This window comes from Bacteroides sp. CAG:633 (genome assembly GCF_000435115.1).
GTDB classification, from domain to species: Bacteria; Bacteroidota; Bacteroidia; order Bacteroidales; family Bacteroidaceae; genus Bacteroides; species Bacteroides ndongoniae.
Map to the genome: position 1 here is coordinate 4,054 of NZ_FR883034.1, position 5,115 is coordinate 9,168.

General features: G+C 49.3%; 3 protein-coding genes and 1 pseudogene (1 of these 4 only partly in view). 1 reads left to right on the forward strand and 3 read right to left on the reverse strand.

From position 1 onward, the window contains the following. Window positions 1-2,007, forward strand: a pseudogene (locus tag QVP67_RS04600) (valine--tRNA ligase) (it extends 704 nt beyond the left edge of the window). A gap of 162 nt (window positions 2,008-2,169) precedes the next feature. Here QVP67_RS04600 and QVP67_RS04605 read toward each other — a convergent pair. From QVP67_RS04605 to QVP67_RS04615, 3 genes are all read right to left on the reverse strand, one after another. After that, on the reverse strand, window positions 2,170-2,613 hold the full coding sequence (locus QVP67_RS04605; RefSeq protein ID WP_022162386.1) for a hypothetical protein: 444 nt from the start codon (window positions 2,611-2,613) through the stop codon (window positions 2,170-2,172). 84 nt (window positions 2,614-2,697) lie between these two features. Continuing rightward, a complete protein-coding gene (locus QVP67_RS04610; RefSeq protein WP_022162387.1) occupies window positions 2,698-3,801 on the reverse strand; it encodes a DUF6340 family protein in 1,104 nt (367 codons plus the stop codon). Window positions 3,802-3,924: 123 nt separating this feature from the next. Further along, window positions 3,925-5,115 (reverse strand): preprotein translocase subunit SecA (locus QVP67_RS04615; RefSeq protein ID WP_288179909.1); only part of this gene is annotated, 1,191 nt, incomplete at its 5' end.

Genomic DNA, 5,115 nt, shown 5'->3' on the forward strand with positions numbered 1-5,115 from the left:
CGCCGTTATGCAGTGGTAGCCACCACACGTCCGGAAACCATCATGGGCGATACGGCCATGTGTATCAATCCGGCCGATCCCAAGAACCAGTGGCTGAAAGGCAAGAAGGTGATTGTGCCGCTGGTAGGCCGCGTAATCCCTGTCATTCAGGACAGTTATGTCGATATCGAGTTTGGTACCGGCTGTCTGAAAGTGACTCCGGCTCACGACGTGAACGACTACATGCTGGGCGAGAAGTACAACCTGCCGAGCATCGACATCTTCAACGACAACGGCACCCTGAGCGAAGCCGCCGGCCTGTACGTAGGTATGGACCGCTTCGACGTGCGCGAGCAGATTGAGAAAGACCTGGCCGCCGCCGGACTGCTGGAGAAGGTGGAAGCTTATACCAACAAGGTAGGTTTCTCCGAGCGTACCAATGTGCCCATCGAACCGAAGCTCTCCATGCAGTGGTTCCTCAAGATGCAGCACTTTGCCGACATGGCTCTGCCGCCGGTAATGAACGACGAACTGAAGTTCTACCCCGCCAAATATAAGAACACTTACAAAAACTGGCTGGAGAACATCAAGGACTGGTGCATCAGCCGTCAGCTGTGGTGGGGACACCGTATTCCGGCCTACTATCTGCCCGAAGGCGGATACGTTGTAGCCGAGACTGCCGAACAGGCACTGGAACTGGCCAAGGCCAAGACCGGCAATGCCGAACTGACACTGGCCGACCTGCGTCAGGACGAGGACTGTCTGGATACATGGTTCTCTTCGTGGTTGTGGCCCATCTCGCTGTTCGATGGTATTAACAATCCCGGCAACGAAGAAATCAAATACTATTATCCCACCAGCGACCTGGTGACAGGACCCGATATTATCTTCTTCTGGGTGGCCCGTATGATTATGGCCGGTTACGAATACATGGGCGACATGCCTTTCCGCAACGTTTACTTCACCGGTATCGTGCGCGACAAGCTCGGCCGTAAGATGTCCAAATCGCTCGGCAACTCGCCCGACCCGCTGGATCTGATCGAGAAGTACGGTGCCGACGGTGTACGTATGGGAATGATGCTTTCGGCTCCTGCCGGAAACGACATCCTCTTCGACGATGCATTGTGCGAGCAGGGACGTAACTTCAACAACAAGATATGGAATGCTTTCCGCCTCGTCAAAGGTTGGGAAGTAAGCGACGATGCCGCTGTGCCCGAGGCTGCCGAGCTGGCTATGCGCTGGTTCGATGCCAAGCAGAATGCCGTAGCAGCCGAAGTAGCAGACTTGTTTGGCAAGTATCGTCTGAGCGAAGCGCTGATGGCAGTTTACAAACTGTTCTGGGACGAGTTCTCGGCCTGGTATCTGGAGATGATCAAGCCTGCTTACGGACAGCCCGTCAGCCGCAAGGTATATGATACGACCATTGCTTTCTTCGACAACCTGCTGCACCTGCTGCATCCGTTCATGCCTTTCATCACCGAAGAGCTGTGGCAGCACATTGCCGACCGCAAGGACGGCGAAAGCCTGATGGTAAGCCCGATGGCAGCTCCTGCTGCTTACGACGAAGAGCTGCTTAAGCAGTTCGAGGCTGTAAAGGAAGTGATCAGTAACATCCGTGCCATCCGTCTGCAGAAGAACATCGCCCAGAAAGAAGAACTGGAGTTGCAGGTAGTAGGCGAAAATCCGGTAGCCGCTTATACGGCAGTCATCACTAAGATGTGTAACCTTTCTGCCATTCAGTCGGTAGCCTCAAAGACCGAAGGCGCTGCTTCGTTCATGGTCGGCACTACGGAATATGCTGTTCCGTTGGGTAACCTGATTGATGTGGAAGCCGAAATAGCCCGTATGGAAGCCGAGTTGAAGCACAAGGAAGGTTTCTTGCAGGGAGTTATGAAGAAACTGAGCAACGAGAAGTTTGTGAACAATGCTCCGGCTGCTGTCATCGAACTGGAACGTAAGAAACAGGCCGATGCCGAGAGCATCATCAAGTCTTTGAAAGAAAGCATTGCAGCTTTGAAGAAAGCCTGAGCTGACATAAGACCATAAAAAAGATTCACGCTGATGCAGCAACTAAGAAGTAAAACTGCAATCAGCGTGAATTTTTTGTTTTAATAGATATCTCTCTTAGTCAGAATGTTCCTGGAAAAAATAAAAGAAAGAGAGGGGGAGAGGAAGCAAAATCTGGGTAACCTATTCCAGCAGTTTCTTCAGGAAGTCATCCAGCTCTTCGTCCAATCCTTTCAGCAACTCGTCGTTTACCATCAATGTATCGTCGTCCATCAGGAGCAGTTCGGCAATGGTTTCCTTTTCCTCGTCCACCAGAACGAAAGAATAGGGCTTCATGATGGTCAGCTTGTCGAATGCACCTTCTTTCTTCATGTTGCCAAGCATGTTGGCAAATATGCGTTCTACGTTCTCGTAAAAGTCGTCACCCTCGTAGGTCATCCACTCTTCGACAGTGGCATGTGCCAGTTCGTTGTCGTCGTCATCGAAAATCAGCAAGTCTCCGGAACTCTGGACGGGTTGCAGATGAATGTCGGTGACGATGGTTTGTTCGCAACCGCAGGCAAATTTGGCGATTGCTTTCTTGATGGTTTCTTCTATGAGCGATAATGTAGATTGGCTGAGTTTCATATGCTTCTTTCTTTATGCGTGCGTCAAAGGTAGGGAAAATAATTAATAATCGGTTAAAAAAAGCCGGGAAACTTCGGTACACTGTTATTTTTCAGTTTCCCTGAAGCGGCCCATTTGCATGTCGAGCATGTGTATGCTGGCTTGCCGTTTCTCCAGTTCTACCACATACATGCTGGTCAGCAAATAGTTGGGGACACTGCTGGCATCGACTCCTCGGGTAGTTTTCTTCTGTTCTACCTGATCTATTTCGGCTGCTACAGCCTGTGCCTTTTGTGCCCAGGACAATGCGCTCTGTATGCTGTCCTGCATTTCGTAACCCAATGCCAGGTTGTAGGCGGCATACATTTTCTGCTTACCTTTCTTCTTGTTGTATTCTTTTTCCCAAAGGGCAACTGCGCCCGGCCAGTTTTTCTCTTTTACATAGATGGCTGCGTCGCGCATGTTCACAGAGCCACCGGTGAAGAAGTATCTCCGTTCCGTAGTCCAGTAAGGGAGCAGATGTTTTACGGGAATCGTTCCGGCAAAGATGGAGGCTTCCTTTATCAGGTCCTCATCCTTGATGAGACGGGCTCTTACCTGTTCTATTCCGATCCCAACGTTTTCCCAAAAAATGCTGTCCGAAGGAGTTAGGCTGGCAATGGGCTTGCTGCGGTTGGGCACGTATATTCTGACAGTGGGATATACGGCCAGGTCGGTAGTGCCGAGGTAAGTGTTGTAAGGAGAAATAGACTCTATCTTGCGGATAGCTTTCATTTGTATGTTTTCTATCGCAATAAGGAAATCAACCTTTAATTGCCGGGTCAATGCATCTACTTCTTCCATGCTTAAGGTGGTTTCGCGAGGAGTGATGTCGTTGCTGCGCAGGGCTGAGTCGCAGATGATGACTTCGTCGAAGTAGTTTTCATCGGCAATGGCCTGTGCCAGCGATTCGGTTGCCAGTACGGGGTTTCCGTTATAGTACTGGACAAGTCGGGTTACTTCTCTTTCCGTTTTGGGTGCATCCTGCTTTTGGTTTATCAGCTGGTTGTTGGGCGTATCGGGCATATTGTTGACGATGGCTACCCGTTTCAGCATGGGAGGAAAACTTATTTCAGCAGGAATCATGTAGTCTATCGAAAGCTGTTCCAGACTTTGGCAACTGCTTAACAACAGGCAGAAAAAAATGAAAGAATAAATATACTTTGTCATGGTCTTTATCTGTTTATTCGCATGAACAAAAATACACTTTTCTCGCTATAAATAAAAAGCCTTGAACAGTTTTTAACCGTTCAAGGCTTTGTGTTGCTAGTTTGAAAAGATTGCTAACGGAACTTATTGGTTTCTTCCGTGGCAGTTCTTATATTTCTTGCCGCTTCCGCAAGGGCAGGGATCGTTACGACCTACAGTCTTTTCAGCACGGATCGGTTCGCGTTTCTGTTGTTCGCGAGTATCCTGTGCGGCTGCTGCCTGCTGGTTCGGATCGTTCAGATCTTCTTTCTGCTCCCGGTACTTACTCATGTCCTGACGTTGTTCGGGGGCAGCCTGGCGTACTTCTACGTGTTGCTGAGGAGTCTGTTGCTGTGCAGGTTGCTGTGCAGGCTGTGCATCCTGCGGCTGTTGAGGCTGTTGCGACTGTGCAGGAGCTTCCTGTACAGGGATCTGTCCACGCATCAGGATGGAAACAGTTTCGTTATTGATCTTGTTGACCATATTGTCGAACAGATTAACTGACTCCAGCTTGTAGATAAGCAGCGGGTCTTTCTGTTCGTAGCTTGCATTCTGTACTGAGTGTTTCAGTTCGTCCAGTTCGCGCAGGTTTTCTTTCCATGCTTCGTCAATGACATGCAGCAGGATTGATTTCTCGAACGATTTTACTACTTCCTTACATTCGCTTTCGTAAGCAGCTTTCAGGTTGCATGAGATGTTGTAGATACGTTTTCCGTCTGTGATAGGTATCAGAATGTTTTCGTACATGAATCCCTGCTGTTCGTATACCTGCTTGATGACCGGATTGGCAATCTGTGCCATACGTTCGGTACGGCGTTTGAACAGTTCCATTGCGGCATCGAATACACGTTCGGCCAGTTTTTCTTTCTTTTCATTCTTGAATTCTTCTTCGGTGAATGGAACTTCCATGGCAAGTACCTGAAGTACGTCCATCTTGCAGCTTTCATAATCGGCTGCTTCGACAGCGCTGGCAGCACGGTCCCATATCATGTTGACGATATCCATACCGATACGCTCGCCCATCAAGGCGTGACGGCGTTTGGTGTAGACAACCGTACGTTGCTTGTTCATCACGTCATCGTATTCCAGCAAACGTTTACGAATACCGAAGTTGTTTTCTTCAACCTTCTTCTGGGCACGCTCGATTGATTTGGAAATCATGCTGTGCTCGATCATTTCACCTTCTTTGAAGCCTAATTTGTCCATCACACCGGCAATACGGTCGGAAGAGAACAGACGCATCAGGTCGTCTTCCAATGAAACGAAGAATACAGAAGAACCCGGGTCACCCTGACG